A 26828-nucleotide genomic window follows, 5' to 3' on the forward strand; every position below is an offset into this window, starting at 1 on the left:
CATGGCCGGACTACAGATCACCATTACCGACGCCGGCCGCGCCGCCCTGCCCAACGGGCCGAACACGGGCACCTCGGCCGTCACAATCTCCCACGTCGGCGTCAGCCCGGTCCACACGGCCGGCTCGCTGAAGGGCCTGACCGCGCTTCCCGGCGAGGTGAAGCGCGTCACTACCTTCGGCGGCGACATCGTCGCGGACGACGTGATCCACGTCACCATCAATGACGAGACGACGGCCGTCTATTCGGTGAGGTCGTTCGGCCTCTACCTTTCGACGGGCGTTCTGTTCGCGGTCTTCAGCGCGCCGGACGTGGTGGTCGAGAAGAGCGCTGGTGCGATGGTGCTGCTGTCGGCCGACATCACCTTCAAGACCCTCGACACCGCAGTCATCCAGTTCGGCGGGACGGGGTTCATCAATCCGCCGGCGACGACCGAACGTGTGGGCGTGGTCGAACTGGCGACCTGGGAGGAGGCGGCCGCCGGCGCCCGGGCCGATGTCGTCGTGACGCCCTTCGGCCTGCTTAAGACGTTTCAGTCCTGGGCGACCAACTTCGCGGCGGCCATTCACCGCCATGCGATGTCCAGCATTGACGGCCTGCCGGAAGCTCTCGCCGGAAAATCCGCCACAGGCCACAAACACGACGCCGGCGATACGACCAGCGGCGTGTTCGACGTCGGCCGCATTCCGGCCCTGGCGATGGAGAAAATCACCGGCTTGGCCATGGCGCTGGCTCTCCGGGCCAGCTTGGGCGCCAACGCCAACTTTGCCGACGTGCGGGTGACCCGAGGCGGTCGCGTTGGCGTTCTCTATTTCGGCGACGGCGACGAATTCATCCTGCTCTCGGGGGGTGATCTGGCCACGAATAGGCCCTTCAACTCACCTGCACTGAGCAGCGGAGGCAACCCCGTCTGGCATTCCGGAAACTTCAACCCCGCCACCAAAGCCGACCTAGGCGCAAACGTGGGATTTGCTCTCGTTCGCGTGGGGGCTGGACGGGCCCTGCTCTACAGCGACGCGAATACGAACAATCTGCTCGTCCGCACAGGCGCGGAAGGCCAGGAGAAGTTTTTCCAGCACGGCGATGATGGCTCGTTCAGGGCGCTGTCAGGCAACGTGCATTCCCAGCACGGCCGCGTCTGGGACCCCGGCAACTTCGATCCCAACACTAAGGCGACAGTCAACGACCCGATCCTCTACGGAAGCTTGCACTTCCTTAGCGCCAACGCCCGAGCCCGTTTGATCGGCGACGGCGACACGCTGTTTCTTCAAGCTTATTCGGCGACAAGCAACGCCGGGAATCTCGTCCTCAGTGGTGGCTTCGGCCAGAACTTGACCAGCCTTCGGGTGCAGATGGGGGGCGGCCTTCGCGACATATTCCACACCGGGAACTTCGATCCGAACCTCAAAGCGAATGCGGCCACGCCGTCTTTCACGGGGACGTCTTATTTCGGGACCGAAAAGCGCGGTCAGATATGGATGATGGGCGGAGACGATCGCCCTGGGGTCATTGAGTTCCGGGTTGATGGCGTCCGCTACGGCTTCATCGGTTATGGCGATGGGCCGAACGGCAACATGTACTTCGGCACTGACGACAATCGGTCTTGGATCTTCACCAAGCGGCCGAGCTTCAACGGCGCTACGCCTTGGGACACTGCGAACTTCAATCCGGCCGGCAAGGTCAACACCGTCAATCCGGACAACTTCCCTCACCTGGTGAACTTCGGGTGGAACGGCGATCGCTTCGTCGCGAACGTCGATAACGCCGTCTCCCATGCCCTTCTGCATATGGGCGACGCTACCTCGTCGCTTGGATCGAGCGGCTATGCGAAAATCCCTGGCACTGGGCTGATGATCCAGTGGGGCGTCTCGACGTCCAACATTCCCGAGGGACAAGCCCACGCCTATCTGCCGATCGCCTTCGGCGGCGGATGCCTCATTGCCTTGGCGAACCCGCGCAATCCGGGCAGCAACGTCAACTCCGACTACTACATGCAGGTGGTTTCGAAGCACCTGGATCGGATCGTCTTCTATGCGAACCGGGCCAACGGCTCGTCAGGCAATGTCGATGGCTTCGACTGGATCGCAATCGGCCGCGTCAGCGGGACGCCGGACCCTGCCTATGGAAGCGGCGGCGGCGGCATTGGCGGCGGTGGCGGTCAGGTGGATCCCTATGTCTAAGCTTAAGGCCGAGAATCCCTGATGACCATCTTCTTCAGCCCCACCACAGGCGCCTTCTATGACGACGACATTTGGGAAGCGACGCTTCCCGAAGACACAGCCGAGGTCGCGCCCGAGCGTCATGCCGAGCTGATCGAGGCGACTACCAAAGGCCAGATCATCCAGGCGGGTCCGGATGGGGCGCCCGTTGCTGTGGACGCGCCGGCGCTGCCGGCCGAGGCTATCGCCCTCGTCGTTCGCCGGCGACGCGACGCCGAGATCGCGCGTCTGCGCTGGTTTGTCGAACGGCACCGTGACGAAATCACCCTTGGCGTCACCACGACCCTGACGCCCGAGGACTTCACCCTGGTGCTTCAGCACATCCAACTGCTGCGCGACCTTCCCGACCAGGCCGGTTTCCCGGCCGACGTCGAATGGCCGACCCTGGCGCCGGAGCTGTTCGCGGCCGCCTGAGCCCGTTCCCGCTGTTGTGCGGTGCGGTCCTGACAACAGGCGCGCCGCGCGTGGCGTAAGGGGCTGCGCCATCGTCCGGCCCGATGAACCGCCGCCCTCACACCGCTGGAGCCGACTCCGATCGCGCGATCGGCCGCCTTGTGCGTGAGGGCGCGATCGCGTCCGTGGATCTCGACGCCGGCAAGGCCGTGGTCGATTTCGGCGATGGCTCCATGTCCCCGCCGATCGACTGGAATATGCAGGTCGGGGACACCACGATCTGGATGGCGCCGACAGTCGGTCAGCAGGTGTGCGTGGTCTCGCCTGAAGGCGATGACGAGCGCGCCTATATCGACGCCAGCTTTCCGTCGTCGCAGTTCGCACCGCTGTTCCTGGGCGCGGCCGTCGCCATCCGCTTCAGGGACGGCGCTCTGATCAAATACGATCCGGAGAGCCAGGTCCTGGACTTCGCCCTGCCGGGTTCGGCGATCATCACCGCCGCCGCCGGCGTAACCCTCGCGGCCGACGTCGCCGTCCAGGGCGACCTGACCTGCACCGGCACGATCAAAGCCGACGTCGACGTCGTCGGGGCCGGCAAGAGCCTCAAGGGTCACAAACACACCCAGGTCCAGAGCGGCTCGGCCGTATCGGGGCCGCCCCAATGACCGGCATGTCCCGCTTCACCGGCGCGACGCTGGATCCAAACTCCGACGCCCACCTGGTGCAGTCGATCGGCGACATCCTGACGACGCCGCTGGGCTCGCGTGTCCTGCGCCGCAGCTACGGCTCCGAGCTGCCGGATCTGATCGACCAGCCGATCGAGCCGAGCCGTCTCCCCATCAAGCTCTTCGCCGCGACGGCCATGGCGCTGCTCGCCTGGGAGCCGCGCCTGCGACTGACCCATGTCCGCCTTCAGGCGGGCGCCGCCGGCGTCGCCGCCCTGCGTCTCACCGGCAAGCGCGTCGATCTGCCCCGCAAGCCCGCCGTCGATCTCCTCATTCCCGTTCGCTGACAAGGAAACCCCCATGGCCCTCACGCCCCGTCCGCATGGTGTTCGCATCGCTGAAGCCGCCGCCGGCGTCCTGACCCTGACCGTCGCCGCGACGTCGGTTTGGGGCATCGTCGCCCAGGCGTCAGACGCCGTCGCCGCGTCCTTCCCTCTGAACACGGCGGTCCTGGTCACGGATCTGCCTGCGGCGATCGAGAACGCCGGCGAGCTGGGCTCGCTGGCCACGGTCCTGCGCGCCATCAGCAACACCGGCCGCTCGATCGGCGTCGTCGTCCGCGTAGGCGAGGGGACCGGCGACACCCCGGCCGAGATCGCGGCCGACCGCGACGCCAAGGTTATCGCCGGCCTGCAGCAGTTGCGCCTGGCGGAACAAGTCGTCGGCGTTCGCCCCCGTATCATCGCCTGTCCTGGTCTGGACACCCAGGCCGTCGCCACGGCCCTAGGCGTCGTCGCGCCGCAACTCAACGCCTTCGCCTACGCCGCCGCGATCGGCGACACGCCGGCCGAGATCAAGACCTACCGCGACGGCTTCGGCGTCCGCGAGCTGATGCTGATCGATCGGGACTTCAAGGCCGTCGATGGAGAGGGTGATGAGATCGCCAGCTACGCCGCCGCCCATGCCGTCGGCCTGCGCGGCTGGCTGGACCGCGAAGTCGGCTACCACAAGACGCTTTCCAACGTCGCCGTTCCTGGCGTCGTCGGCATCGTCAGTCCCCGCACCTGGGACTTCCAGAGCCCCGATACCGAGATGGGGCTGATCAACGGTGCGGACGTGACGGGCCTGATCCGCCGCAACGGCTATCGCTTCTGGGGCAACCGAACCTGCTCGGACGATCCGCGGTTCGCCTTCGAAAGCGCTGTGCGCACCAACCAGGTGCTGCGCGACACGATCGCGGACGGCGTCTTCCCCTATGTGGACCGCCCGCTGACCGCCCAGCTGGCGGCCGACATCATCGAAAGCATCAACGCCATGTTCCGCCGCGAGAAGCTCGCCGGCCGGATCATCGGGGCCGAAGCCTTCCTGGCGCCGGGCAACACCGCCGACCAGCTCGCCGCAGGCAAGCTGAAGATCGGCTACCGCTACACGCCCTGCGCGCCGCTCGAGGATCTCGGGATCACGTCGGAGATCACCGACGAGTTCTACGCCGACACCTTCGCCCTGGCGGCCTGACCCCAACCCTTCGCCCCAAGCAATCCCCCGGCTGACCGTCGCGTCGCCGCACCTCGAGGACCAAGCCCATGAACCTGCCGCGCCAACTCCAGGACATGAACGTCCACGGCGACGGAAACTCCTTCCTCGGCGAATGCGTGAAGTTCACGCGTCCCAAGCTGACCGAGAAACTGGAGGAATATAACGCCGGCGGCCTGCTGAGCTCCGTCCAGATCAGCACCGGCCGGATCGAAGCGCTGGAATGCACCCACACCTACGGCGGCGACATGCCGACGCTGAACCGTGGGTTCGGAGCCGTCGAGCTGGACGCCAACCAGCTGCGCTTCTCCGGCGCCTATCAGAACGACGCCGCTGGCCAGGTGGATGATCTGCAGATCGTCATTCGCGGCAAGCACGTCGAGATCGACAGCGGCGACGACGAGGTGGGGTCCAAGAGCGGCACGACCTACAAGACCAACGCCGTCTATTACAAACAGACCCGCAACGGCGTGGTCGAGTTCGAGATCGACGTCCTGAACAATGTCCTGCTGGTCTACGGCGTCGATCGCCGCGCCCAGATCCGGGGCATCATCGGCGGCTGATCGTGACTGACCGGCGCTCAACTCCTTCCGACCTGGCGACGGCCGCGCTCGAGCGCCGGCCGACCGGGGACGCATCGCGTCCGGCGGCCGTCGTCCAGGGCGTCTTTCTGGGCCGGATGGCTTCGCCTCCCGCCCACATGTTCCGGGGAACGATGAAATGAACGACCAACCCGCCACCACGGCCGAGCCGCTGGCTGATGAACCGACCGGCCTGCTGCGCGGCGTCGATGAGAACGGCCGCCCGTGGGTGCGCGTCCCTCTCGAGAAGCCAATCCAGCGCGCCGACAACAAGTACGACAGCGTAATTGTCCGCAAGCCGCACGGCAGTGACTACCAGGGCACCAGCCTCTCGGCCGTTCACCAGGCGGATTACAACGCCCTGTGCGTCGTCATCCCTCGCATCACCGAGCCGACGATCCACAAGCAGGATCTTCAGCGCATGCCGTCTGACGATCTGGCGATGATCAGCGGCGAGGTGGTCGCTTTTTTGTACACGAAGGCCCAGCGGCTGGAGCTTGGCCTGACCGAGTAGAAGACGCCTACGCCGACATCGCCTTTGTGTTCGGCTGGCAGCTTTCCGAACTGCAGGCCCTCGATCTCGATCAACTCGCCGCCCACCGTGAACGCGCGATCGCGCTCTACAACCGCGTCCACGGGCAGAAAGACACCTGACCGTGGACAAGAACCTTCGTCTCAGCATCCTCCTGAAGGCCGGCGGCAACGCCTTGGGCTTCCTGCGTGGGGTGAAGACCGAGAGCGATCGCACGTCCACGGCGCTGAACTCCGCGCGGGAGAAGGTCCAGGCCCTGCAGCGAACCACCAAGGATGTCGGGGCCTTTCGCCAGATGGAGGCACGCCTGCAGGGCACGCGCGGCGCCCTCGAGGCCGCCCAGGTCGAAGCCAAGCGTCTGGCGTTGGCGAATGCGGCGGCCGAGCGTCCGACCAGACAGATGGCCCGAGCCTTCGAAGTCGCGCGAACCAAAGTGCGCGAGCTTCAGGCCCAGGAGCAGAAACAGGTCAGCACCCTTCAGGATTTGCGCGGCAAGCTGGAAACGGCCGGCGTCTCGACCCGGAACCTGGCTGGCCACGAGGTGCGCCTGGCGCGCGAGATCCGCGACGCTAACAAGGCGCTGACAGATCAGGCCCGCCGAATGGACGCGGTTAAAGATCGCCAGGCCCGCATGGGCGCGGCGCGCGGTCGTTACGACAAGACCCAGCAACTCGCCGGCTCGATGCAGGGCGCGGGCGCCTCGGCATTGGCAGGCGGCGTCATCACCGCCACGCCGCTGATCGCGGCCGGCAGCGCCGGTATGGCGTTCGAGGACGGGATGGCGGACATCAAGAAGGTGGTCGACTTCCCCACGCCGGCCGCCTTCAGGCAGATGGAACAGGACATCCTGCGTCTTTCGACGCGCATTCCCGTCGCGACCGAGGGCCTGACGGCGATTGTCGCCGCTGCCGGCCAAGCCGGCATAGCGCGGCGAGCTGATGGGCTTCGCTGAAGACGCCGGCAAGATGGGCATCGCCTTCGATACGACCGCCGACGACGCCGGCGCGAAGATGGCCACTTGGCGCACTGCATTCCGTATGACCCAGACGGAAGTGCGGGGCTTGGCAGACCAGATCAACTACCTGGGCAACAACGGCCCGGCGAACGCCTTGTCGATCTCCAACGTCGTGACCCGTATCGGCCCCCTTGGCGAGGTGGCGGGCCTTGCGGCCGGTCAGATTGCCGCGCTGGGCTCGACAATCGTCGGCATGGGCGTTGAGGAAGAGATCGCCGCGACCGGCATCAAAAACACCATGCTGGCCCTGACCAAAGGGACGGCCGCCACCAAGGGCCAGAAGGCCGCCTATGCCGCGCTGGGCCTCGAGGCCAACGACATGGCCAAGCGGATGCAGACGGACGCCGGCGGCGCGATCATCGATGTTATGTCGCGGATCTCTAAGCTTTCAGGAGATCAGCAGACCGCTGTGCTGACCCAGCTCTTCGGATCGGAATCGGTCTCTGCGATCGCGCCGCTGTTGACCAATCTGGACCTGCTGAAGACGAACCTGAACAGGGTAGGGGATGCCACCCTCTACGCGGGATCTATGCAGAAGGAATACGAAGGGCGCGCGGCGACGACGTCAAACGCCGTCCTTCTGATGAAGCACGGCATCAAGGCGGTCGCGATCGAGGTCGGCACGGCCTTCCTGCCGCAGATCAAGCAGGGCGCAGCATTCCTAGGCCAGATGGCCCAGAAGGTTCACGCCTTTGCACAAGCCCACCCGGGCGCGACACGCGCCATCGGGATCCTGGTCGCAATCATCGCCACCGGCCTGGTCGTGTTCGGCGGCCTGGCCATGGCGGTCGCGGCCGTGCTCGGTCCCTTCGCCCTACTGCAACTGACGTTGACCCAGACCGGTATCATGTTCGGGCCGCTGGGAGGCAGGATCGCACAGTTCGCCGGCAAGGCTCTGCCCATGATCGGCCGAGGCCTGTTGCTAGCCGGCCGGGGCTTCCTGACGTTTGGCGCCATGGCCGCTCGTGCGGGTCTGATGCTGCTCGCCAACCCTATCACCTGGATCATACTTGGCATCGTCGCGGCGGTCGCGCTGCTGGCAGGCGCCGCCTACCTGATCTACCGGAATTGGGGGACGATCGGCCCTTGGCTCGGCCGGATGTGGGAAGGGATCAAGGCCGGCGTTTCCAACACCATCGGCTTCATGGGGCGCATTTTCATGAACTTCAGCCCGGTTGGCTTGCTGATTGCGGCAGTGATGCGGGCCTGGCCCGCCCTGCAGGCGCTCGGCGGCCGGTTTCTGGAGATGGGGCGGCATCTGCTGACGGGCCTGGTCAACGGCGTCCTGGGCGGCATCCCCGCCCTGGTCGCGGCGGTGATGCGTGCCGGCGGCGCTGTCGTCACCGCCTTCAAGAGTAAGCTCGGGATCCATTCACCGTCTCGGGTCTTCGCGCAGCTCGGCGACTACACCATGCAGGGCCTCGGCATCGGTCTCGGCCGATCGGCGCGAGATCCGCTGCGACGCATGCGGACGGCCGCGACAGCCATCACCGCCGCCGGCGCGATGGCGATCGGCGGCTCGGCCATGGCCGCGCCCACCTTCGATACGGCGCCCGCCCTGGGCGCCCGACGATCGGCGCCCGCATCGGCCGCGCCTCCGCCGGTGACGATCGGCACGCTCAACCTGCAGATCGTTCAGAACCCCGGCGAGGACATGGAGGCCCTGGCGCAACGCATCGCTGAGCTGCTGAAGAACCCGACCAACGGAGCCAGCTTCAGTGACGACGACGACAGCTATGGCGAGGCGCCCTGATGCTCCTGGCCATCGGTATGTTTGTGTTCGAGATCCCGAACGTCCTGTTCGACCAGCTGAAGCGTCGGCGCAGCTGGCGCCATCCGACCAGCGAGCGGGTAGGTGCGCGCTCCGCCAGCCAGTTCGCCGGCGTCGGTGACGACAACCTGACCCTCACAGGCGTGCTGGCACCGGGCGTCATAGGCCGCAAGGATGCGCTCGAGGATCTGGCGGCCATGGCCGACCTTGGGCGGTCGTGGCCCGTGGTCGACGGCGACGGCTTCGTCTACGGCGCCTACGTCATCCTCGATCTGGATGAGACCAAGCGCGAGATCCTGGACAACGGTCAGGCCAGGTTGATTGACTTCACCATCAATCTGCAGCGGGTCGATGATGATGAGGGCGACACCAGCGCCACTGGGTCCGAGGTGCGGGCATGACGAATCAGATCGCGGGCCACGTCCAGCGCCAGGCCGTTTTCGAGCTGGTGGTCGATGGCGCGCCCATCGATGCGAAGGTGAAGCCCCGACTGCATAGCCTGACACTGACGGAAAGGCGCGGCACGGAAGCGGACCAGCTTGAGCTCGTTCTGAACGACACGGACGGCAAGCTCGCCATTCCGCCCGCCGGCGCAACGGTGACCCTCAAACTCGGGTGGCTGGATCTGCGCGACGGTGCATCGCCGGTCCTGATCGACAAGGGTTCCTACATCGTGGACGAACGCGGCCATGGAGGGACGCCAGACAGACTGACCATCCGCGCGCGGTCGGCCGATCTGACACGGGCCTTCCGGACCCGACAGACGCGAACCTGGTCGGGTACGACCCTTGGCGCCGTCCTCGACGACGTCGCGGTCCGGAACGGCCTGCAAGCCCGCGTGGCGGCCGACAAGGCGGCGGTCGCGGTCGCGCACCTCACACAGGACAGCGAGAGCGACAGCGCCTTCCTGGCTCGCCTGGGGCGGCTCCACGACGCCATGGCGACAGTGAAGGCGGGACGTCTGCTGTTTTCGCCGATCGCTGCCGGCGTCACCGCGACGGGCCAGCCAATCCCCGAGGCGACCATCACCCGCCGCGACGGCGATCGCCACACCTGGTCCTCGTCCGAGCGCGAGAACTATTCCGGCGTGACCGCCAAATGGCGCAGCCGTGCCAAGGGGACAGCAGGGGAGGTGACGGTAGGCTCGAGCTCAAACGCCAAGCGGCTGGGCCGCACCTACGGCAGCGAGGCTTCGGCCCGGCGAGCGGCGCAGGCCGACAACACCAAGCAGGAGCGCAAGGGCGCGCAGTTCTCGCTGGATCTCGCTTCGGGCCGGCCGGATCTCTATCCGGATCGAAAGCTGACCGTCTCGGGCTGGAAGCCTGAGATCGACAACACGGGATGGGTGATCACCGAGACGCGTCACCAGCTCGACGCCGTCGGCGGCCTGAAGACGTCGCTGCAGATGGAGCTAAATCCAGCGTGGCCAGCGCGTCAGGCCAGGTGAAAAAAGTGGTTGCTGGGTCCATAACCAGAAGTTTTTTTGCAGCGACGCTGGAACCATTTCTGCTATGGAACAAACAGGGGCCGTCACAGGATCGAAGATGCAAACTCAGCAGGGTGAACTCACGGCCGGGCGCTTCAGCGCCGCGAACCAACCGGAGGCCTTCAGCAAGCCTCGCAGTCGCCACGGCGGGACGATGAAGCTCCTCTGCCCCCACTGCCAGTCCATGGCGACAGTGCGCTCGAGCAAGTCCCTGACACCGCTTTATCGGGAACTGCGCCTGCAGTGTTCCGACGTCGATTGCGGCGGCACCTACGTCGCCTCGGTCACCATCGATCGGATGATCGTCCCCAGCCAGAAGCCGAACCCGCGCGTTCGCCTGAAGGTCGGTCAGCCTCGGCCGAGCGCACCAGCGAATGATGACGCGGCAACCGAGGCGGCCGCACTTTAGGGATGCCGTGACGGGCGCGCCGCTAAGCTGACATTCCCAACGTCGGCTATGGGTGGGTTGCAGACATTGGCGCCGCGCCGTCTATTGGCTCATCGACCCCGGTGGACCGCTGACTTCAGAGCAATCGACTGAGGCGAGACGCTTCCACCATCTCATGCGATAGTCAGACCATGCGCTTTCTGACTTTCTCTCTGTTGATGGTGATGTTCGGTGCAGGCGCACCGGCGGTGGCCCAGACGGACCGAACGCCTGACGTGGAAACACCAGGGTCGTGGCAGGGCGGGCATTGGCGCGATCCGGAGTTGGGACGCGCGATATTCGAGGGCTATGCTGATAACGCCTTTCTGTGGTTGCGAGGCGAGTCCGGAAAAGTCGTGCGATTCGACCGCACCGATGGAACGCGAACGGTCGTTGCCGAAAGCGTCTTGGACCTAATGCCGGATGGTACGCGCCTCTGGGTCCTGACATCGGGCGGCGGACATGAGGCCGGAATCCGCGATCTGCGCGCCGAACAGTCCGAGCTCGGCCGATTCTACGCTCGGGAAACTCCGATGATCGGTCTGTTCGCCACCGGCCAAGACCGCCCGGGGGTCCTCACCGGCTCGGCCGCCTATCGCCCCACAGAGCGCGGTTGGGACCGCAGGGAACTAGCGGCGACGTTGCCAGCTGGCGAGGTCGTCTCTGATGGACAGACCTCGCTCTATCTCGGCCTCAATCGCGGAGAATTCGGTGGCGGTCTGAGGCGCGTCGATCTCGACACAGGGACGATTTCGATCGTTTCAGCCCAAGGCGATGGCCTATGCGGAGGAGCGCTCAGCCCAGCCTGTCAGCCGGTTGTCGGCCTGTTTCCCGCGCCGGACCGGCCGGGATGTGTGTTCGTTGGAACCGGGCTATCCCACCTCGGATCGAGTATGGGACATGTATACCGCGTCTGCGGAGACGGCATTTCTTCCGAATTCAATACGCCGACGCCGACGCTCCCGGATCGGTGGATGCTGATGCCGTCGCCATGGCCGCTCGACGATCTGGTCCCCATCCGCGACGGTTGGGTTGCGACTAGTCGCAGCCGTTTCTTCCGCAGTCGCGATGGCCGAGTTGAGGAGCTGGCGCTCAAGCCTTTTCATGACTGGTCCGGCCTAAGGATCAGCGAAGAAGAAGACGGGGTCGTTTTCGTTGTTGGCTCATGCTGCTGGGGCGCCGCGGACAACCCCACTCTGTTCCGTGCCCTGCCCATCCCAGTCTTGGACTGACAATAACAAGTGGGCGGACGCTCCCGTACCTTCCCTCGCCCGCCTCAAAATCGAAATGGCAAACGCCCAGAAGTTGATCTGTCGAATGTCCGCAATGGGTCGATTTGAGAAACTGGCTTTGACCCGCAATCGAGACCTTCGGCGCAGCCCTAGCGTTGCTGGTAAGGTTGCATCTCACAGCGGTTTCGGTCCTGATACGGACCCAACTGCCAGTCGAAATAAACGCGGCGGTTTAGTGGCTCACTTACCTCGTCTGCAGTCGGCTTTGCCAAGTTAGCTTCACCGCAGCTTTCAAGTGTAATCGACTGCGGTTTGACGCCCAAAGACACGAGACGATCCGCGACCGCACGTGCTCTAGCTAGAGATAGGAGCTTGTTTGCCTCACGTGAGCCGAGGGTGTCGGCGTACCCGCTGACTAACACGTGAGCGGTCGGCCAAACTCTCGGGGCCAAATGCTTGATCGGGTCAATCGGCCCGGGCGCTAAAGGCTCTGCGGATCCGCTGGCGAAGTAAACCAAGCCATGCACGATGACCCCGGTGTTGGGAGCGGTCTGAGCAGGTGACGCGCTTGGATGTGCAAGAACAGCAGCAACAAGGATAGTGAGCCGGATCATCTCAACACCCTAGCAAACCTCGTTAAACGTCGCCTATGGGTCGATTTCCGAAATTGACGTGGCTGCCGAGAATGGACTTTCGGAGAGCGGCGCAAGTGTCAGAGGAGGTCGAATCCCCTTGGCAATTTTTACAGCCAGATCGTAACTGATTGATCTATATAGGGCAGATGTTGCGCGGTTTTACACGTTGCGCTTTGTTTTTATTGATATTCAGGCCGCCTTCTAAGCGGGATGTTGCAGGTTCGAGTCCTGCTGGGCGCGCCAAGCTTTCCCGCCGATCCGATCAAAAAGTTTTACACCCTAGGGCGGGTGCTCCGTCCCGCCGCTAAGCGGACATCCCCAATGTCGGCTAGGGGTGGTTTGCGGACGTTCCCCATGCCTTCACAGCATTGGCCTGAGCCATCTTAGGGTGGTCAGATCAACGGCCTTCAGGTCGATATCCGCACCTGCTGGCGTGCCGTATTGAAAGCCTTCGAGGCAGTTAGGATAGCCCCCTTCAAGCCAAAGAATGAACCCCATAAGGAGGGTTTCATTGCCCACCGAAATCTCTCCATCTGGGCCGTCCAAGATGCGCTCAGGCCAATCGATAGGTGGCATGTTCCTCACCACATCGAACGAGGTGTAGAAGCCGTGCCCAGTGTTATCCCGCTCGGAAAGCCGGGCGTCCGACAAGAAGTTGCGAAGCTGCTCCGCAACGTCTGGTCGATCTCCGCAAATTGCGTCGAACACCGTCTGCTCCAGATCTGTGAACTCTGACATCTGTCCTCCCGGCGCAAACCTACGCTTCAGATCGAATGTCTCCCATGGGTCGTGTGCAGCCTTGGGATTCGGTGCCGAAAGCGGACGTTGGCCTTTAGGCCGGAAAGCGGTCTTCGCGTCGTCCGCCAAGGTGGAGAGCGGACTTAGCCTCCCAGCAAGACCGCCTCACTTCGAGTCCCGGAGGCGAGGGCGCGCAGTTGAGGCACGAAGCGATCTAAACTGGCGTAGCTAGTCAGAAGCTTGGCCTTTAGGCGACAGGTGGGGTCGTCTCGGTCGGTGATCTCGGCCCTAGCTTCAAGAGCACCCAAGGGTCCGTTGGGTCGGATACGCAGGTGCAGCATTATGTCGTCGCCCTGCATCTGATCGTAACCCAGGACGAGTGCAGGTTCATTTGCCAGAGGATAGGTGCTCAACTCCGAGGCAAACTCCGTTAGGCTTTCCGGCGCACCCCAGAACCAGCCGCGACCTGAAAAGGTCTCGGTGTGCAGATCGAAATGTATCTGCCAGACCCCGTCGCCATCTGGTACCACACGTATAGTCAGCTGGTTCATGCAGACGAGCCTAAGTCTTGGGCGCAACTTCCGCTACGGGTCGATTTCAGCCCTGAGCTTTTGGTGCCGAAGACAGTCTTCTGCGGTTGGGTCGGAAAGCGGTCGTCTCCGCCGTTCGCTAGTGGTGGTTGGGGGCTACTCGAGGTCAGGCGGCGCGATCTTCACGCCAGATCACCTGATTGCCCCAATACCGGATGAGAGGTGGCGTCCCGCTGAACCGGAGTTCGAACCAGAACTGGTCGCCCCATAACACTTCACTCCCGTTCGTCATGCCGCCGAGCACAATCGCGCCGCCATCTTCCCGGTCGGCATCCACCACGTGCCAGCGCATCGCCACGCTGCTGATGGATACGTGGATCACGCCGTCCTGCTCGCCAGTCGGCTCAAACTGGATTTCGTACCTGCCTTCCAACCCTGTGAAGGCAAGGCTGAATGCGCCTGGAACCATCGTCCTCATTCGCCCAGCTTGAAGCAGCCCTCGAACGTCAGCAACGGGTCGATTTGCGAAATTGACGTGGCTGCTGAAACCGGACTTTTGCAGACCGGCGCTAAGTGCCGGCTGAGGTCGAGCCCCTCGAAACTTTTTACAGCCAGATCGTAACTGATTGATCTATATAGGGCAGATGTTGCGCGGTTTTACGGCTTGCGCTTTGTATTCATTCGCTTTCCTGCCGCCTTCTAAGCGGGATGTTGCAGGTTCGAGTCCTGCTGGGCGCGCCAAGCTTTCCCGCCGATCCGATCAAAAAGTTTTACACCCTAGGGCGGGTGCTCCGTCCCGCCGCTAAGCGGACATCCCCAATGTCGGCTAGGGGTGGTTTGCGGACGTTCCCCATGCCTTCACAGCATTGGCCTGAGCCATCTTAGGGTGGTCAGATCAACGGCCTTCAGGTCGATATCCGCACCTGCTGGCGTGCCGTATTGAAAGCCTTCGAGGCAGTTAGGATAGCCCCCTTCAAGCCAAAGAATGAACCCCATAAGGAGGGTTTCATTGCCCACCGAAATCTCTCCATCTGGGCCGTCCAAGATGCGCTCAGGCCAATCGATAGGTGGCATGTTCCTCACCACATCGAACGAGGTGTAGAAGCCGTGCCCAGTGTTATCCCGCTCGGAAAGCCGGGCGTCCGACAAGAAGTTGCGAAGCTGCTCCGCAACGTCTGGTCGATCTCCGCAAATTGCGTCGAACACCGTCTGCTCCAGATCTGTGAACTCTGACATCTGTCCTCCCGGCGCAAACCTACGCTTCAGATCGAATGTCTCCCATGGGTCGTGTGCAGCCTTGGGATTCGGTGCCGAAAGCGGACGTTGGCCTTTAGGCCGGAAAGCGGTCTTCGCGTCGTCCGCCAAGGTGGAGAGCGGACTTAGCCTCCCAGCAAGACCGCCTCACTTCGAGTCCCGGAGGCGAGGGCGCGCAGTTGAGGCACGAAGCGATCTAAACTGGCGTAGCTAGTCAGAAGCTTGGCCTTTAGGCGACAGGTGGGGTCGTCTCGGTCGGTGATCTCGGCCCTAGCTTCAAGAGCACCCAAGGGTCCGTTGGGTCGGATACGCAGGTGCAGCATTATGTCGTCGCCCTGCATCTGATCGTAACCCAGGACGAGTGCAGGTTCATTTGCCAGAGGATAGGTGCTCAACTCCGAGGCAAACTCCGTTAGGCTTTCCGGCGCACCCCAGAACCAGCCGCGACCTGAAAAGGTCTCGGTGTGCAGATCGAAATGTATCTGCCAGACCCCGTCGCCATCTGGTACCACACGTATAGTCAGCTGGTTCATGCAGACGAGCCTAAGTCTTGGGCGCAACTTCCGCTACGGGTCGATTTCAGCCCTGAGCTTTTGGTGCCGAAGACAGTCTTCTGCGGTTGGGTCGGAAAGCGGTCGTCTCCGCCGTTCGCTAGTGGTGGTTGGGGGCTACTCGAGGTCAGGCGGCGCGATCTTCACGCCAGATCACCTGATTGCCCCAATACCGGATGAGAGGTGGCGTCCCGCTGAACCGGAGTTCGAACCAGAACTGGTCGCCCCATAACACTTCACTCCCGTTCGTCATGCCGCCGAGCACAATCGCGCCGCCATCTTCCCGGTCGGCATCCACCACGTGCCAGCGCATCGCCACGCTGCTGATGGATACGTGGATCACGCCGTCCTGCTCGCCAGTCGGCTCAAACTGGATTTCGTACCTGCCTTCCAACCCTGTGAAGGCAAGGCTGAATGCGCCTGGAACCATCGTCCTCATTCGCCCAGCTTGAAGCAGCCCTCGAACGTCAGCAACGGGTCGATTTGCGAAATTGACGTGGCTGCTGAAACCGGACTTTTGCAGACCGGCGCTAAGTGCCGGCTGAGGTCGAGCCCCTCGAAACTTTTTACAGCCAGATCGTAACTGATTGATCTATATAGGGCAGATGTTGCGCGGTTTTACGGCTTGCGCTTTGTATTCATTCGCTTTCCTGCCGCCTTCTAAGCGGGATGTTGCAGGTTCGAGTCCTGCTGGGCGCGCCATCTCCGGCGCCTTCGAGGGGCTGATCCATGACCGACCATCAGACCTCGTGCGATCAAGCCGTCCGTGTCGCCGCACTTTACCGGTTCGCGCCGGTGGCCAACCCCGAAGCCGTACGCAAGACGCTTCAAACGGTCTGCGACGCTGGGCAGGTGAAGGGGACACTGCTCGTCGCGCCGGAGGGTCTGAACGGCACCATCGCAGGATCGGAGGCGGCCATCGCAGCGGTGCTTTCCACGATCCACGCCATGCCAGGATTCGAAACGCTCGAACTCAAATGCGCCTGGACAGACGCCCTGCCGTTCCACCGGATGAAGGTGCGCGTCAAACGCGAGATCGTCACCATGGGACAGCCGGATCTGGACCCTCCCAATCAGGCGGGCGTTTACGTCACGCCCACGGATTGGAATGCGCTGATCGCCGATCCCGAGACCTTGGTGATCGATACGCGCAACGACTATGAGGGCGAGATCGGCGCATTCGAACGGGCTGTTCAACCTAATACCCGCAGCTTTCGAGACTTTCCCGACTGGTTCAGGAGCGAAGGTCGCGCCCTGCTTGAGCAGACCGGCGCCAAGCGCGTGGCCATGTACTGCACCGGCGGCATTCGCTGCGAAAAATCGACCGCCTTCCTGAAGACCGAAGGCGTGGAGAACGTCCACCATCTGGAGGGCGGCATCCTTCGCTATCTTGAGACGGTGGATGAGGATCAGAGCCTATGGCATGGAGCGTGTTTCGTCTTTGACGAACGCGTCTCGGTCGGGCACGGCCTAAGCCAAGGTCCTCATACCTTGTGCCGGGGATGTCGTCTGCCTGTGGATGAGGCCGGTCGTGCTTCGCCTCACTATGTCGACGGCGTATGCTGCGAGCGCTGTCACGACGTCCGCGACGAGGTCCAGCGGCAGCGATATGCCGAGCGGCACAGGCAGATGGAGATGGCCCGCGAACGCGGAGAAACGCATCTGGGAAAAGCCCAGACGGACTGAGATCGCCTCAACGACGGGGCGGGCGAGGGAAGAAGGCGCTGGTGCGGGCGGCATAGGCCTCGAACGCCTTGGGTCGCGACTGTCGCATATGCTCTTCCAGCAAGGGCACGCCGGACACTTGGGTCAGCAGCCAGTACATATAGGCTGGCCCTGTCAGCGCGAGCCAACCCCAGGGCCATTCACCGCTCAGGTTGATGGCGAACACAGGCCAAGCGCACCAACTTACCCATTCGAAGAAATAGTTCGGGTGGCGTGACCAGGCCCAAAGACCGACATCGCAGATTCCACCCTTGTTGGCCGGGTTGCGTTTGAAGGCCGCCAGCTGGCGATCGGAAACGGCTTCTCCAACCAGGGCTCCGACAAAAATCAGTGTCGCCACGGCATCTTGCAGCGTCAGGCCCGGCGCCGGGTTGCGCGCCGCCGCCATCACACTGAGCGCTAGGAAGGCGGCGGCTCCGGCTTGCAGCATCAGGAAGCCAAACATCTTGGCCTGAAAGCCGGCGCCCCATTCCTCTCGCAGACGCGCGTAGCGAGCGTCCTCGCGCTCCTCGTGGGCGGCGCGAACAGCGATGTGGGATCCCAGCCGCAATCCCCAAAGGCCAATCAGAAGCGCTGCGAGATACTGGCGCAATGACGGAGCGGCGCCGTCGATCGGGAAGAGCGCGACGCCGACACCGGCCGCTCCCAGTCCAAGCGACCAGAAGGCGTCTGCCCAACCGCCTTGTCCGGTTCGTTTCTGAACCAGCCAGGCCGCAGACATGACGACAACGAGAAATAGGGCGGCGACACCCCAAATGGCCGCGAGAGCGGTCACAGGCGAACGAAGGGCTGGATCAGCTTGCCGACCCATCCATCCAGTTGAATCTGACCGTCAAGCGCGACGACGCACAGGCACGGCTCGTCCGACACCACACGGGGTTGGTGCAGCACCTCCGGATCCGCCTCTTCGAAATCCCCCACATCGAACCGCTCGGTTTCGGTCGCATAGGCACCGGAGATGACACAGGTCAGCTCGACGCCGCCATGCGTGTGCTTGGGCGTCTCTCGACCCGATTCGATCTTCAGCAGAATGACGCGGCAATCACCATCCCGCGGCGCATGGACGTCACGCACGCGCATGCCGGGCCCGACCCAGCGCCATGGACCCAGCGCATAGCGTCGCAGCGGCTCGGGCAGCTCGGGCATGTCGTTCAGGGGCGCGATGTGCCTGGCATTGCCGGCATCCGTCTCGATCCGCGCCATCGCCAAGGCGAGCGCATCATTCGACAAGGGGGAGGGGGGCGTCTCGTTCAGGAACTCGCCGCCGACGGACTGCAGGTCGCGCACCCAGGCGTCATTGGCCGGCCGCATCGCCAGATGCGCCGCCATCACCACCGCCTCCGGCGGGCTGAGCGTGCCGGCCGCATAGGCCAGCAAACGTTCCTCGGAGGGATTGCGCTGAGGTTTCATCGCGCAGCCTCCTCAGACGGCGCGAGGATCAGACGAAGCTTGGTCATGGCGTTACGAATACGGGATTTGACGGTGCCGAGCGGCAGGCCCAGATGTTTGGCGATCTCGGAATGAGAGTTGTCCATGAAGAAGGCCAGACGCAGAACCTCGACATGGTCGGCGCTGAGCCGCGCCAGAGCGTCGCGCACGCGGTCCGCGTCTTGCGACATCGACAGCAGTTCATCGGGCCGGCGGACGTCGTCCCCCGCCAGCTCGATTTCGGGCGTCGGCAGGGGACGCGCGTCACGGCGTAGCATGTCAAGCCGACGGTTGCGAGCGATGGTGAAAATCCACGTGGCGGCGCGCGCCTTGGACGAATCAAACAGATCGGCCTTGCGCCACACGGTCAGCATGGCGTCCTGCGCGAAGTCTTCCGCCGCTCCGGGCGTCGCGCCCGACTTGATCAGCCAGGCCTTCAGCCGCGGTGCGAAATAGGCGAAGAGCGCAGCGAAGGCGTCACGATCGCGCCTCAGGGCGATCTGTTCGATCAGCCGATCGTGCAGCAGCGGATCAGGCAAGCTGTCGAGCGCCTTCACGCGGTTGGACCGACATGGCGTTGATACGAAGGATAACGGCTCGGCATGCATGAACACTAATACGCTCAGCGGAAATGTCTGGATCAATCGCGATCCGAACATGACGGCGACCCGTAATCTGTTCATGCCGTAGCGATTGCGTTGCGGCGTATCTTTCGGAGTTTTCATGTCCCTGTCGTCCGCGACGCCCTGTGCCGAACGTCAAAAGATCGCTGTGGTCGGATCTGGCGTCGCCGCCCTGTCTTCGGCCTGGCTTCTGTCGAAACGCCATGACGTGACGCTTTACGAGAAGGGCGATCGCCTGGGCGGGCATTCGAATACGGTGATGGCCAGCGTGCCTTCTGGCGACATCGCAGTCGACACTGGCTTCATCTGCTTTAACGACGCGACCTATCCCAATCTTATAGCCCTGTTCGAGCATTTGAGGATCGCGACACGCGCGACGGATATGTCGTTCGCTGTCTCACTGGATGACGGACAGTTCGAATATGCCGCGCCAGGCTTGTTTGCTCAGCGTCGCAATGCCCTGCGTCCTCGCTTCTGGTCTATGCTGAGCGAAATCCTGCGCTTTTATCGCGACGCGCCAAAGGATTTGGCTGCGATGTCCGATTCCTCGCTGACGCTCGGTGACTATCTAAAGCGGGAAGGGTTCAGCGAGGCGTTCCGCGACGATCACCTGTTGCCTATGGCCGCCGCGATCTGGTCATCGCCGGCGCACACGCTGATGGACTATCCGGCCGAGTCCTTCATCCGCTTCTGCGGCAATCACGGCCTGCTGAAGCTGGTAGGGCGGCCTCTCTGGCGAACCGTCGAGGGTGGCAGCCGCGTCTATGTCGAACATCTCGCTCGTGCCATCCAGGACATTCGGCTGGACCACGGCGTCACTGCCGTGCGGCGTAGCGACCAGTGCGTCTTCGTTCACGACAGCCAAGGCGGCATCGAGCGCTACGACCAGGTCGTGATCGGGTCCCATGCCGACCAGGCTCTGGCGATGCTGGCCGAACCGACGACGCAGGAGAAGGCGCTGCTCGGCGCTTTCCGGTACAGCCGAAATCTGACAGTCCTGCATACCGACGCCGGGCTGATGCCGCATCGTCGTCGCGCCTGGGCCAGCTGGAACTATATCGGCGCGGACGACGGCCTCTGCGTCACCTATTGGATGAACCGCCTGCAAGGTCTGCCGGGCGACGACCTGTTCGTCACCCTGAATCCGCCGCGTCCGCCGCGCGCGGACACGATTTTGCGTAGCGAACTCTACGAGCATCCCATCTTCGATCCCGCCGCCATACAGGCTCAAAAGCAGTTGTGGAGCCTGCAAGGGCAGGGAGGCGTCTGGTTCTGCGGGGCCCACTTCGGTGCGGGCTTCCACGAGGACGGCTTGCAATCGGGGCTTGCGGTCGCGGAGCAGCTTGGCGGCGTGCGTCGCCCTTGGTCCGTCGCCAACGAAAGCGGGCGCATTCATTTGACGACGCCGATGGGCGCGCAGCTGGAACGCGCCGCGTGAAACTCAGCTCGGCCCTTTATCGCGGCCGGGTCATGCACCGACGCCTTCGCCCCAAGATCCATAAGCTGAACTATCGCGTCTTCTGGCTCCTGCTCGACCTGTCGGAAATCGATGATGTGGACGTGCGCCTGCGCCTGTTTTCGCGCAATCGATTCAATCTTTTGTCCTTCCACGACAAGGATTACGGAGACGGTTCTGGCGCGTTGCGTCCTCAGGTGGATGCGTGGATGGCTCAAGCCGGCATCGATCTGGAGGGCGGAACTGTCCGCCTGTTAACCATGCCGCGCGTCCTCGGATACGTTTTCAACCCGATCAGCATCTACTATTGCCATTGGCCCGACGGACGGTTGGCCGCCATGGTGTACGAGGTGACCAGCACCTTCGGCATCCGCCACGCCTATGTCATTCCGATCCCGATCGAAGATCAGGCCGCAGGCGTCATTCGTCAGGGCGCGGCCAAGGCGCTCTATGTGTCGCCATTCATGGGCATGGAGATGGACTACCAGTTCCGTGGCCATACGCCGGGCGATCGTCTGGACATGACCGTCGATGGGCTAGATGCCGAAGGCGTGCTGATCACGGCCGCTATGGCGGCCAAGCGGGAACGCCTGGACGATCGCAACATCGCTGCCGCGACAGCAGCGATCCCGCTGATGACATTCAAGGTGGTGGCGGCGATCCACTGGGAGGCGCTGAAACTCTGGCTCAAGGGCGTCAGTCTGACACGGCAGCCCAAACCGGCAGACATGCCAGTGACCATTCAACGTCAAGCTCAAGAGAGCCGTTGTAACCAACCATGATTGATTCCCGCATTTTACGCGATTGATTGTCGGCTCATGCGCCGACGTCCATGGAAAGGGAATCGACCGCTGGGATGAACGCTTCATTCGCCGCGCTCCAAGTTGGCTTCGTGTGAGGGCGATGACAGCCAGTGCCCGTCTTCTGCTTGAACGAAGTGCAGCCGCACATCTGAGGGAGGCCATTTGGTGTTCACCTCCGGGCGCCCGACGTGAGCGTTGTGGCGCCGCTTGGTACGCCGCTTCGGGCGCAATGACACGCACTCGAATTAGGAGGTGCGTCGGTTGTCGGAAAGCTGGTCTTCTTCGCTGCAGTCGGCCGCGCGCGCCGCGATCGACCCTCGGTTGGCGTCACTCGGATGCTCAACCTGAGCGCCACACACGAAAAGGCTTGATCAAAGCGCCATCGAGATGTCTGATTCCGCCATCGCTTCAAACGCCCAGAGATGATAGCCGCCGCCGCTATGGAGCGGTGCCTTACGATCGCAGTCGGGGCGCGATGAGCGTGAGCCTCGCTTTGACTCTTAGCCTCAGATCGTCGGCGGGCGTGGGCGTCTCGGCTATGAGGCTTTAGTCGTCGATCACGAAGAACCTTGGAACTGCGCCGCACCTTTGGATGATGGCGCGGCGCAATCGAAGACTCTATAGCGCCTCGGCGTAGAGACGGTTGACCGTGCTCCAGTTCACGACGGTCCACCAGACTGGGAGATAGTCGGCCCGCTTGTTTTGATACTTAAGATAGTAGGCGTGTTCCCAGACATCGACGCCCAGGATGGGCGCGCCGCGGACCTCAGCGATGTCCATCAGGGGGTTGTCTTGGTTGGGCGTGGACGTGATGTGCAGCTTGCCGTCCTTGACGATCAGCCAGGCCCAACCGGACCCGAAGCGGGAGGTGGCGGCCTGGTTGAAGGCTGTCTTGAACGCGTCCATCGAGCCGAAGTCGCGGGTGATGGCCGCTGTCAGTTCAGCGGACGGTGCACCGCCCTGTCCCGCCGGCGCCATTAAGGTCCAGAACAGGCTGTGATTCCAGTGGCCACCGCCGTTGTTGCGCACAGTGGGCGGCAGGGTCGAGATGCGGCCCATTAGGTCTTCGATCGACACGCCGGCCAGGGCCGGATCAGCCGCCAGCGCCGCGTTCAGATTGTCGACATAGGCTTTGTGATGCCGGCCATGATGGATCTGCATGGTCTGGGCGTCGATCGCCGGTTCAAGCGCATCGGCGGCGTAGGGCAGGGCCGGCAGGGTCAAGGCCGCTGGCGCGGTCTGGCCGGCTGAGGCAGGTGCATGAGGCGTTTGGGCAAGGACGACGCCTGCCGTCATCGGCGACAGGGCGAGGGCGGCGGACAACGCGAGGGTTCTGATCATGGCAGGCTCCTTTGGATGACAGGTCAATGCGTGGAAGCGGAGATCGACCCAGGCTGCGACGACATGGCCAGGGCAAGCGGCGCCGGCCGGGTGGGGATGAGGTGATGAGCAGACGACGCCGTCGATGATCGGCCGGCGTGTTCGTTCGCCGGGCGAGCGGTGATGCAGGTGAAGTTGGCGGCCTGTCTCGCTGCCCCTTCATCATCGGCGGAACCGGTATAGCGGGGATACGCCGGGTACTGGCAGAGCGGCAGAGATCGAGCGGGCCTGCCGTCGCTCTCGACCCGTTCCGCCAGCAAGGTCGCCGGTGCGATCTCGTCCACGACCCACCGATCAAGCGCAGCGAGCAGATCCGTTTGGTCAGGTCCGGCACCCCCGGCGCAATGATTGACGCCGGGCGCCACGTAGAAGCGTGTCGAATCCGCCGCACGCGCTGCACCCACAGCCTGGGTCACTTGCGTCATATAGTCGATGGTCGAGGCGACGCTGAGCGCCGCGTCAGAACCACCCTGCCAGACGATCAGCTTGCCGCCGCCGTCGATGAAGGCGCGGATGTCCGGATCGGTCGCATCGTTCAGCGCCGCCATGGCGTCCAGCGCGGCCGGGTCTTGGTCCCACGGCGTGTAGGCCAGAGAGTCCGCGTCGGGATTGCGGGCGAGATAATGCCGGGCCGTGGTGTCCTGCATCATGAAATAGCCGCCTTGTCGGACGTCGCCGTTTCCCGTCACCCAAAGTCCGAATCCGGCGGGATCGTCCTCATTGCCCGAAAGCGGGAAGCCTCTGTTCCGGTATGTGCCGACCGACCCTCGAAAGACGTGGTCGGCGGTCCAGGTCTCGACGACCGAGAGTTGGGCGTCCGAGAGGCAGTCGTCTTCCAGATTAGCGCCCTCCGCGCAGCGCGGCGCGTCAATCTCGATCTGTTCCGCGGTGCAGGCGTCGCGGTTGGCGACAACGCCGTCCACGAGGCCGTCGAGCTCGTCACAGGCGTTCCGCACGTGTTGGGCCAGGAGCGCTGCCTTGGCAGGGCTGAAGGCCCCACCCTGCGCTGCGGCGGCGCGGGCCGTCGCGTGAAAGGCGCCCATGAAACCGACCCAGTTGAAAGCCGGCGCCCGCGCGATTACGCCGTCGAACAGGTGCGGATGGCGCTGGACCGCCATTAAGGCCTCACGTCCCCCTGTCGAGCAGCCTTCGAAATAGGATTGCGAGGGCGGCGCGCCATAGGCTTCGGTCAGGATCTGAACCGTCACGGCCATCACCGTGGGAACCGCCTCGCTGCCGAACAGCCGCGCCGCGGTCGGATCGTTCTCGACGAAGGCGGCGGACATTCCGGTGGCGTCCTGGTGTCCGGAATCGCTGGCGACCTGGGCGTAGCCCTGTTTGAGCGGCGCGACGACGAGATCGGGAATGACGCCGTTATAGCCCCCGCCGCCGCCGTAGTAGAGCTTGCGGTTCCAAGCCGTCGGCAGGCGGATTTCGAAGTTGAGACGCGGTGCGATCGTGCCCCGGATCCGGCAGTAGGCCGGGACAGCGGCCGTCTCGGGAACGACGTCGGTGGCCAGTCTCGACCCGCCGATGACGCGGTCTGACAGGGTTGCGCAGACGTCGGCGGCCGAAGCCGCCGACGTCGGTCGCTGATCCGTCGGCCTAACGCTCGCCAGGGATTGAGCCCCGGCGGACCCTGCCGCGACAAGCGAGGCCAGAAGCGCGAGAGATGCGGTTCGACGGATCATTCGGCCCACCCGTCTCAGAATTGCGCCTTGACGGTGACGAAGGCCGACCGCGGCTGGGTCGGCATCACGACCGGGAAGCCGAAGTACTGGTAGGTGTCGAAGGCGTCGTCGTCGGTCAGATTGACCGCAGACAGCTCGACGGTGAACCGACCGACGTCATAGGAGGCCTGGGCGTCGACGGAGGTATAGCCCGGCACCCAGATCGAATTGGGCAGGGTGTCCTGCCGGGCGCCGAAGGTGGTCACCCCGGCTCCGAACGACAGACCCTTGGCTGCCCCGTTCAGGACCCTGTAACGCGCCAAACATCTATCCCACGCCAATCGCATATGACGTTGTTTTGGCTTTGATTGTCTTCGGCCTGCCCGCTTCATCGACGGCGACCATGGTGAACTCGGCTGTGGCGGAGCGCCGTCGTTCTCCGGTCAGGAGCCTTTCGGCCCAGAGCTGAACCTCGACCGAGAGGGAGCTTAGCCCGACCATCTTAACGCGCGAGACCAGTTCTACCATGTCGCCGCCGTCAATCGGGGCCTTGAAGTCGATGCGGTTGGTCGCGGCCATGACCATGACTTCGCGCGCATGGCGGGTCGCCGTGACGAAGGCCGCCTTGCCCATGAGCTTGAGCGCGTCGCCGCCGAAGAGGGTGCCGTAGTGGTTGGTCGTACCGGGAAAGACCATCTCTGCGGTCCTCAGCCAGCCGTCGTCCGCTTCGCCTGCCTCATCGAGCGGCGCGAAGGGATGATCGTCGCCCGCGGGTCTCAGGGCGACCATGTTGAAGGCGCCGCGCGTGCACAGGCGGCGCTCGCCGCTGAGCAGGCTTTCGGCGTGCAGTTCGACTTCGACGCCTAAAGAGGAGCGCCCGATCCGAACGACGCGGCCGACCGCCTCGACCATCTCGCCGATCCGGGCCGGAGCCGCAAAATCGATCCGCTCGCATCCGGCCGTGACCACGGCCCGTCGCGCGTGACGGCTCGCGGCCAGAAAAGCGACCTTGTCGAGGTGGGCCAGACCAACCCCGCCGAACAGGGTGCCATGGTGGTTGGCGTCGCCGGGGAACACCATGTCGATCAGGCGCACCCTCACGGCTCGCACCTTTCCGCGCCGTAGTAGAGGTCGCGGGACAGTTCCTCGCGCACGATCTCGGTGCCGGCGCTCAAGGCGCGCAGCTTGCCATTGGCGACGCGGCGCGACAGGGGCGCCATGCCGCAGTTGGTGGCCGGATAGAGTTTGTCGGCGTCCACGAACTGAAGCGCTCTCCGCAGGGTGTCCGCGACCGCTTCGGGCGTTTCGATCGTGTCGGTCGCGACGTCGATGGCGCCGACCATCACCTTCTTGCCCCGGATCAGTTCGATCAGATCCATCGGCACGCGCGCGTTCTGGGCTTCTAACGAGATGATGTCGATGCTGGAGGTCCGCAGCTTGGGGAAGGCCTCTTCGTACTGCCGCCATTCCGAGCCGAGGGTCTTCTTCCAGTCGGTGTTGGCCTTGATGCCGTAGCCGTAGCAGATGTGGACCGCCGTTTCGCACTTCAGCCCCTCGGCCGCCTTCTCCAGGGTCGCCACGCCCCAGTCGTTCACCTCGTCGAAGAAGACGTTGAAGGCGGGCTCGTCGAACTGGACGATGTCGACGCCGGCGGCCTCCAGCTCGCGCGCCTCCTCATTGAGGATTTTGGCGAACTCCCAGGCCAGCTTTTCACGGCTGCCATAGTGGTCGTCATAAAGGGTGTCGATCATCGTCATCGGCCCAGGCAGGGCCCATTTGATCGGCTGGTCGGTCTGGGCGCGCAGGAACTTGGCGTCTTCGACGAAGACGGATTTCGGCCGGCTTACGGCGCCCACGACCACCGGGACGCTGGCGTCGTAGCGATTGCGGATTCGCATGGTCTTGCAGTTCTCGAAATCGACGCCGTCGAGGTGTCCGATGAAGGTCGTGACGAAATGCTGGCGGGTCTGTTCGCCGTCGCTGACGATGTCGATGCCGGCCCGGCGTTGATCGTCGAGCGACAGGCGCAGGGCGTCCTGTTTGGCCTCGATCAGGTCATCGCCCTGCAGCTTCCAAGGCGACCAGAGCGTCTCCGGCTCGGCCAGCCAGACGGGTTTGGGCAGGCTGCCGGCGGTCGAGGTCGGGAGAAGGGTTTTCATGAGGTAAGGCTCTGAAATCTGGA

The 26828-nt window shown here is 63.8% G+C and carries 32 protein-coding genes and 1 tRNA gene; 18 read left to right on the forward strand and 15 right to left on the reverse strand.

All coding sequences use genetic code 11. The features are described 5' to 3' along the window. The first annotated feature begins 1 nt into the window (after position 1). The 14 genes from ABIC32_RS12200 to ABIC32_RS12265 all read left to right on the forward strand — a co-directional run bounded on the left by ABIC32_RS12200 (position 2) and on the right by ABIC32_RS12265 (position 11853). Positions 2–2179 (forward strand): gp53-like domain-containing protein, encoded by a 2178-nt coding sequence (locus ABIC32_RS12200; RefSeq protein ID WP_354074353.1) that lies wholly within the window; start codon positions 2–4, stop codon positions 2177–2179. 21 nt (positions 2180–2200) lie between these two features. Beyond that, positions 2201–2632 carry a phage tail assembly chaperone gene (locus ABIC32_RS12205; RefSeq protein WP_354074354.1) on the forward strand — a complete coding sequence of 144 codons (432 nt, stop codon included), beginning with the start codon at positions 2201–2203 and terminating at the stop codon, positions 2630–2632. Positions 2633–2715: 83 nt separating this feature from the next. Continuing rightward, positions 2716–3276 (forward strand): phage baseplate assembly protein V, encoded by a 561-nt coding sequence (locus ABIC32_RS12210; RefSeq protein ID WP_502909337.1) that lies wholly within the window; start codon positions 2716–2718, stop codon positions 3274–3276. Next, positions 3273–3623, forward strand: a complete 351-nt coding sequence (locus tag ABIC32_RS12215) for a GPW/gp25 family protein (RefSeq protein ID WP_199060721.1) — start codon at positions 3273–3275, stop codon at positions 3621–3623. Before ABIC32_RS12210 ends, ABIC32_RS12215 begins: the two co-directional genes overlap by 4 nt. 13 nt (positions 3624–3636) lie before the next feature. After that, positions 3637–4791, forward strand: coding sequence for a phage tail sheath subtilisin-like domain-containing protein (locus ABIC32_RS12220; protein ID WP_354074356.1), 1155 nt, complete (start codon positions 3637–3639; stop codon positions 4789–4791). A 68-nt stretch (positions 4792–4859) separates the two neighbouring features. Continuing rightward, positions 4860–5372: a phage major tail tube protein gene (locus ABIC32_RS12225; RefSeq protein WP_354074357.1), complete on the forward strand. Its 513-nt coding sequence runs from the start codon at positions 4860–4862 to the stop codon at positions 5370–5372. Positions 5373–5529: 157 nt separating this feature from the next. Further along, entirely contained in the window at positions 5530–5904 is a 375-nt protein-coding gene (locus ABIC32_RS12230; protein WP_199060717.1) for a phage tail assembly protein, read from the forward strand. Positions 5905–5921: 17 nt separating this feature from the next. After that, a complete protein-coding gene (locus tag ABIC32_RS12235) occupies positions 5922–6044 on the forward strand; it encodes a GpE family phage tail protein (RefSeq protein ID WP_354074585.1) in 123 nt (40 codons plus the stop codon). Between the two features lie 2 nt (positions 6045–6046). Then, entirely contained in the window at positions 6047–6874 is an 828-nt protein-coding gene (locus ABIC32_RS12240; RefSeq protein ID WP_354074358.1) for a phage tail tape measure protein, read from the forward strand. Then, complete coding sequence (locus tag ABIC32_RS12245) at positions 6861–8690, forward strand: phage tail tape measure protein (RefSeq protein WP_354074359.1); 1830 nt, start codon at positions 6861–6863, stop codon at positions 8688–8690. The genes ABIC32_RS12240 and ABIC32_RS12245 overlap by 14 nt, the downstream gene beginning before the upstream one ends. After that, positions 8690–9109, forward strand: a complete 420-nt coding sequence (locus ABIC32_RS12250; RefSeq protein WP_354074360.1) for a phage tail protein — start codon at positions 8690–8692, stop codon at positions 9107–9109. Before ABIC32_RS12245 ends, ABIC32_RS12250 begins: the two co-directional genes overlap by 1 nt. Continuing rightward, positions 9106–10155, forward strand: coding sequence for a contractile injection system protein, VgrG/Pvc8 family (locus tag ABIC32_RS12255; protein ID WP_354074361.1), 1050 nt, complete (start codon positions 9106–9108; stop codon positions 10153–10155). The genes ABIC32_RS12250 and ABIC32_RS12255 overlap by 4 nt, the downstream gene beginning before the upstream one ends. Before the next feature lie 97 nt (positions 10156–10252). Then, the gene (locus ABIC32_RS12260) at positions 10253–10603 is read left to right on the forward strand and encodes an Ogr/Delta-like zinc finger protein (protein ID WP_354074362.1); all 351 of its coding nucleotides are present in this window, start codon (positions 10253–10255) and stop codon (positions 10601–10603) included. Positions 10604–10773: 170 nt separating this feature from the next. Further along, the gene (locus ABIC32_RS12265; RefSeq protein WP_354074363.1) at positions 10774–11853 is read left to right on the forward strand and encodes a hypothetical protein; all 1080 of its coding nucleotides are present in this window, start codon (positions 10774–10776) and stop codon (positions 11851–11853) included. A 149-nt stretch (positions 11854–12002) separates the two neighbouring features. Here the strand turns inward: ABIC32_RS12265 and ABIC32_RS12270 are convergent, their stop codons facing one another. Beyond that, entirely contained in the window at positions 12003–12467 is a 465-nt protein-coding gene (locus tag ABIC32_RS12270) for an OmpA family protein (protein WP_354074364.1), read from the reverse strand. 189 nt (positions 12468–12656) lie between these two features. Here ABIC32_RS12270 and ABIC32_RS12275 point away from each other — a divergent pair. Next, positions 12657–12731 (forward strand) — tRNA-OTHER (locus ABIC32_RS12275). Positions 12732–12848: 117 nt separating this feature from the next. Here ABIC32_RS12275 and ABIC32_RS12280 read toward each other — a convergent pair. From ABIC32_RS12280 to ABIC32_RS12305, 6 genes are all read right to left on the reverse strand, one after another. Next, positions 12849–13226, reverse strand: a complete 378-nt coding sequence (locus tag ABIC32_RS12280; protein ID WP_307511290.1) for a hypothetical protein — start codon at positions 13224–13226, stop codon at positions 12849–12851. Between the two features lie 143 nt (positions 13227–13369). Beyond that, entirely contained in the window at positions 13370–13777 is a 408-nt protein-coding gene (locus ABIC32_RS12285) for a hypothetical protein (RefSeq protein WP_354074366.1), read from the reverse strand. A gap of 145 nt (positions 13778–13922) precedes the next feature. Then, entirely contained in the window at positions 13923–14225 is a 303-nt protein-coding gene (locus ABIC32_RS12290; RefSeq protein WP_307511286.1) for a hypothetical protein, read from the reverse strand. Between the two features lie 389 nt (positions 14226–14614). Next, positions 14615–14992 (reverse strand): hypothetical protein, encoded by a 378-nt coding sequence (locus ABIC32_RS12295; RefSeq protein ID WP_307511290.1) that lies wholly within the window; start codon positions 14990–14992, stop codon positions 14615–14617. A 143-nt stretch (positions 14993–15135) separates the two neighbouring features. Then, positions 15136–15543: a hypothetical protein gene (locus ABIC32_RS12300; protein ID WP_354074366.1), complete on the reverse strand. Its 408-nt coding sequence runs from the start codon at positions 15541–15543 to the stop codon at positions 15136–15138. A gap of 145 nt (positions 15544–15688) precedes the next feature. Further along, on the reverse strand, positions 15689–15991 hold the full coding sequence (locus ABIC32_RS12305; RefSeq protein WP_307511286.1) for a hypothetical protein: 303 nt from the start codon (positions 15989–15991) through the stop codon (positions 15689–15691). A gap of 299 nt (positions 15992–16290) precedes the next feature. On the opposite strand from ABIC32_RS12305, the gene trhO reads away from it, so the two are divergent. Then, a complete protein-coding gene (gene trhO, locus ABIC32_RS12310) occupies positions 16291–17247 on the forward strand; it encodes an oxygen-dependent tRNA uridine(34) hydroxylase TrhO (RefSeq protein ID WP_354074367.1) in 957 nt (318 codons plus the stop codon). A 7-nt stretch (positions 17248–17254) separates the two neighbouring features. Here the strand turns inward: trhO and ABIC32_RS12315 are convergent, their stop codons facing one another. From ABIC32_RS12315 to ABIC32_RS12325, 3 genes are read right to left on the reverse strand one after another with little or no spacing between them, the layout of a single operon-like run. After that, the gene (locus ABIC32_RS12315; RefSeq protein ID WP_354074368.1) at positions 17255–18061 is read right to left on the reverse strand and encodes a DUF1295 domain-containing protein; all 807 of its coding nucleotides are present in this window, start codon (positions 18059–18061) and stop codon (positions 17255–17257) included. Then, complete coding sequence (gene chrR / locus ABIC32_RS12320; protein ID WP_354074369.1) at positions 18058–18696, reverse strand: cadmium/peroxide/UV radiation responsive anti-sigma factor ChrR; 639 nt, start codon at positions 18694–18696, stop codon at positions 18058–18060. The genes ABIC32_RS12315 and chrR overlap by 4 nt, the downstream gene beginning before the upstream one ends. Beyond that, positions 18693–19439, reverse strand: a complete 747-nt coding sequence (locus ABIC32_RS12325; RefSeq protein ID WP_354074370.1) for a sigma-70 family RNA polymerase sigma factor — start codon at positions 19437–19439, stop codon at positions 18693–18695. Before ABIC32_RS12325 ends, chrR begins: the two co-directional genes overlap by 4 nt. On the opposite strand from ABIC32_RS12325, the gene ABIC32_RS12330 reads away from it, so the two are divergent. Both ABIC32_RS12330 and ABIC32_RS12335 read left to right on the forward strand, forming a co-directional pair. After that, positions 19438–20775 carry an NAD(P)/FAD-dependent oxidoreductase gene (locus tag ABIC32_RS12330; protein WP_354074371.1) on the forward strand — a complete coding sequence of 446 codons (1338 nt, stop codon included), beginning with the start codon at positions 19438–19440 and terminating at the stop codon, positions 20773–20775. The two genes, ABIC32_RS12325 and ABIC32_RS12330, sit on opposite strands and share 2 nt — an antisense overlap. Continuing rightward, complete coding sequence (locus ABIC32_RS12335; protein WP_354074372.1) at positions 20772–21575, forward strand: DUF1365 domain-containing protein; 804 nt, start codon at positions 20772–20774, stop codon at positions 21573–21575. The genes ABIC32_RS12330 and ABIC32_RS12335 overlap by 4 nt, the downstream gene beginning before the upstream one ends. Positions 21576–22214: 639 nt before the next feature. Here ABIC32_RS12335 and ABIC32_RS12340 read toward each other — a convergent pair. The 5 genes from ABIC32_RS12340 to ABIC32_RS12360 are packed head-to-tail and all read right to left on the reverse strand — an operon-like array spanning position 22215 to position 26805. Further along, entirely contained in the window at positions 22215–22937 is a 723-nt protein-coding gene (locus tag ABIC32_RS12340; RefSeq protein WP_354074373.1) for a superoxide dismutase, read from the reverse strand. Positions 22938–22960: 23 nt separating this feature from the next. Beyond that, positions 22961–24667: a tannase/feruloyl esterase family alpha/beta hydrolase gene (locus tag ABIC32_RS12345; protein WP_354074374.1), complete on the reverse strand. Its 1707-nt coding sequence runs from the start codon at positions 24665–24667 to the stop codon at positions 22961–22963. A 14-nt stretch (positions 24668–24681) separates the two neighbouring features. Next, complete coding sequence (locus ABIC32_RS12350) at positions 24682–24969, reverse strand: hypothetical protein (RefSeq protein WP_354074375.1); 288 nt, start codon at positions 24967–24969, stop codon at positions 24682–24684. Positions 24970–24973: 4 nt separating this feature from the next. Beyond that, the gene (locus ABIC32_RS12355; protein WP_307511253.1) at positions 24974–25747 is read right to left on the reverse strand and encodes an acyl-CoA thioesterase; all 774 of its coding nucleotides are present in this window, start codon (positions 25745–25747) and stop codon (positions 24974–24976) included. Further along, positions 25744–26805 (reverse strand): methionine synthase, encoded by a 1062-nt coding sequence (locus ABIC32_RS12360; RefSeq protein WP_354074376.1) that lies wholly within the window; start codon positions 26803–26805, stop codon positions 25744–25746. The genes ABIC32_RS12355 and ABIC32_RS12360 overlap by 4 nt, the downstream gene beginning before the upstream one ends. Between the last annotated feature and the right edge of the window lie 23 nt (positions 26806–26828).

The organism is Brevundimonas sp. 1080, assembly GCF_040545985.1.
Classification (GTDB): Bacteria; Pseudomonadota; Alphaproteobacteria; order Caulobacterales; family Caulobacteraceae; genus Brevundimonas.

Coding starts and splice junctions, on each gene's coding strand:
- ABIC32_RS12200 (WP_354074353.1), top strand. CDS start 2: ATGGCCGGACTACAGATCACCATTACCGACGCCGGCCGCGCCGCCCTG.
- ABIC32_RS12205 (WP_354074354.1), top strand. CDS start 2,201: ATGACCATCTTCTTCAGCCCCACCACAGGCGCCTTCTATGACGACGAC.
- ABIC32_RS12210 (WP_502909337.1), top strand. CDS start 2,716: ATGAACCGCCGCCCTCACACCGCTGGAGCCGACTCCGATCGCGCGATC.
- ABIC32_RS12215 (WP_199060721.1), top strand. CDS start 3,273: ATGACCGGCATGTCCCGCTTCACCGGCGCGACGCTGGATCCAAACTCC.
- ABIC32_RS12220 (WP_354074356.1), top strand. CDS start 3,637: ATGGCCCTCACGCCCCGTCCGCATGGTGTTCGCATCGCTGAAGCCGCC.
- ABIC32_RS12225 (WP_354074357.1), top strand. CDS start 4,860: ATGAACCTGCCGCGCCAACTCCAGGACATGAACGTCCACGGCGACGGA.
- ABIC32_RS12230 (WP_199060717.1), top strand. CDS start 5,530: ATGAACGACCAACCCGCCACCACGGCCGAGCCGCTGGCTGATGAACCG.
- ABIC32_RS12245 (WP_354074359.1), top strand. CDS start 6,861: ATGGGCTTCGCTGAAGACGCCGGCAAGATGGGCATCGCCTTCGATACG.
- ABIC32_RS12250 (WP_354074360.1), top strand. CDS start 8,690: ATGCTCCTGGCCATCGGTATGTTTGTGTTCGAGATCCCGAACGTCCTG.
- ABIC32_RS12255 (WP_354074361.1), top strand. CDS start 9,106: ATGACGAATCAGATCGCGGGCCACGTCCAGCGCCAGGCCGTTTTCGAG.
- ABIC32_RS12260 (WP_354074362.1), top strand. CDS start 10,253: ATGCAAACTCAGCAGGGTGAACTCACGGCCGGGCGCTTCAGCGCCGCG.
- ABIC32_RS12265 (WP_354074363.1), top strand. CDS start 10,774: ATGCGCTTTCTGACTTTCTCTCTGTTGATGGTGATGTTCGGTGCAGGC.
- ABIC32_RS12270 (WP_354074364.1), bottom strand. CDS start 12,467: ATGATCCGGCTCACTATCCTTGTTGCTGCTGTTCTTGCACATCCAAGC.
- ABIC32_RS12280 (WP_307511290.1), bottom strand. CDS start 13,226: ATGTCAGAGTTCACAGATCTGGAGCAGACGGTGTTCGACGCAATTTGC.
- ABIC32_RS12285 (WP_354074366.1), bottom strand. CDS start 13,777: ATGAACCAGCTGACTATACGTGTGGTACCAGATGGCGACGGGGTCTGG.
- ABIC32_RS12290 (WP_307511286.1), bottom strand. CDS start 14,225: ATGGTTCCAGGCGCATTCAGCCTTGCCTTCACAGGGTTGGAAGGCAGG.
- ABIC32_RS12295 (WP_307511290.1), bottom strand. CDS start 14,992: ATGTCAGAGTTCACAGATCTGGAGCAGACGGTGTTCGACGCAATTTGC.
- ABIC32_RS12300 (WP_354074366.1), bottom strand. CDS start 15,543: ATGAACCAGCTGACTATACGTGTGGTACCAGATGGCGACGGGGTCTGG.
- ABIC32_RS12305 (WP_307511286.1), bottom strand. CDS start 15,991: ATGGTTCCAGGCGCATTCAGCCTTGCCTTCACAGGGTTGGAAGGCAGG.
- trhO (WP_354074367.1), top strand. CDS start 16,291: ATGACCGACCATCAGACCTCGTGCGATCAAGCCGTCCGTGTCGCCGCA.
- chrR (WP_354074369.1), bottom strand. CDS start 18,696: ATGAAACCTCAGCGCAATCCCTCCGAGGAACGTTTGCTGGCCTATGCG.
- ABIC32_RS12330 (WP_354074371.1), top strand. CDS start 19,438: ATGTCCCTGTCGTCCGCGACGCCCTGTGCCGAACGTCAAAAGATCGCT.
- ABIC32_RS12325 (WP_354074370.1), bottom strand. CDS start 19,439: ATGAAAACTCCGAAAGATACGCCGCAACGCAATCGCTACGGCATGAAC.
- ABIC32_RS12340 (WP_354074373.1), bottom strand. CDS start 22,937: ATGATCAGAACCCTCGCGTTGTCCGCCGCCCTCGCCCTGTCGCCGATG.
- ABIC32_RS12345 (WP_354074374.1), bottom strand. CDS start 24,667: ATGATCCGTCGAACCGCATCTCTCGCGCTTCTGGCCTCGCTTGTCGCG.
- ABIC32_RS12360 (WP_354074376.1), bottom strand. CDS start 26,805: ATGAAAACCCTTCTCCCGACCTCGACCGCCGGCAGCCTGCCCAAACCC.